This is a genomic window from Marinobacter sp. UBA2498, assembly GCF_002341575.1.
GTDB lineage: Bacteria > Pseudomonadota > Gammaproteobacteria > Pseudomonadales > Oleiphilaceae > Marinobacter > Marinobacter manganoxydans.
Genome location: NZ_DDOI01000071.1, coordinates 1 through 877 on the forward strand (window position 1 = coordinate 1; position 877 = coordinate 877).

At 57.9% G+C, this 877-nt stretch carries 2 protein-coding genes; both read right to left on the reverse strand.

Going from position 1 to position 877, the window contains the following annotated elements; all coding sequences use genetic code 11:
- Window positions 1-590 (reverse strand): NAD(P)/FAD-dependent oxidoreductase (locus B2W52_RS10060; protein ID WP_286802828.1); only part of this gene is annotated, 590 nt, incomplete at its 3' end.
- 58 nt (window positions 591-648) lie between these two features.
- The gene (locus B2W52_RS10065) at window positions 649-816 is read right to left on the reverse strand and encodes a rubredoxin (protein ID WP_008173532.1); all 168 of its coding nucleotides are present in this window, start codon (window positions 814-816) and stop codon (window positions 649-651) included.
- Between the last annotated feature and the right edge of the window lie 61 nt (window positions 817-877).

The following is an 877-nucleotide window of genomic DNA, read 5'->3' on the forward strand; positions in this document are numbered from 1 at the left end:
AGCTCCTGCTGGACAGCATGAGCGGCCGCCTCCGGCAGCAGCCCCGGCATCACCTCCTCGGAAGGAGCAATCACGTCAACCTCGTAACCGCCATTGCGCAGGTCGTTGGCAAACTCACAACCAATCAGACCGGCTCCCATGATCGCCACCCGCTTGCCGTCGCCCAGGGCGTCCCGGAAGGCACGGTAATCCATCAGGTCATTGATCGAAAACACATGCTCCTGGCCATCACCGTCCAGGCCAAGCCGGATCACATCGGCGCCCCAGGCCAGAACCAGCTTGCTGTAGGCAAGTCGTTCATCACCGAGAATCAGTTCGTGGGCCTCGCTATCAATGCCGGTGACCGTGGCAAATGTGCGAATCCGGACATTCAGCTGATCCGCCATGGCGTCGGTACCGCCCTGGGCCAGGCCATCGGCGTCCTTGCCCTTGGTAAAGCCGGTGGACAACATGGGCTTGGAGTAGCTCACGCCATCGTCGGCGGTAACCATCAGAACCGGGGTCTCCTTGTCCTGCTTCCGGATTTCCCGCGCCAGGGAATAACCGGACAAACCGGTACCGACAATAATGATGGGGGCCTGTTCAGTCATAACCGTGTTCCTGTATTTAACTCACCTGGGCGGCTTTTACCGGCCGTGCCGGGTGCTATCAACCGATCTCGATCATTTCAAAATCTTCCTTGCCGACACCGCAATCCGGGCATACCCAGTCTTCCGGTACGTCTTCCCACTTGGTGCCCGGCTCAATGCCGTCCTCGGGCCAGCCTTCGGCTTCATCGTAAATCAAACCACACACCACACACTGCCACTTCTTCATATCGTTCTCCCAACATCAGACGGGCGCAATAATAATTGTCAGACAATATTACACGCAAGTG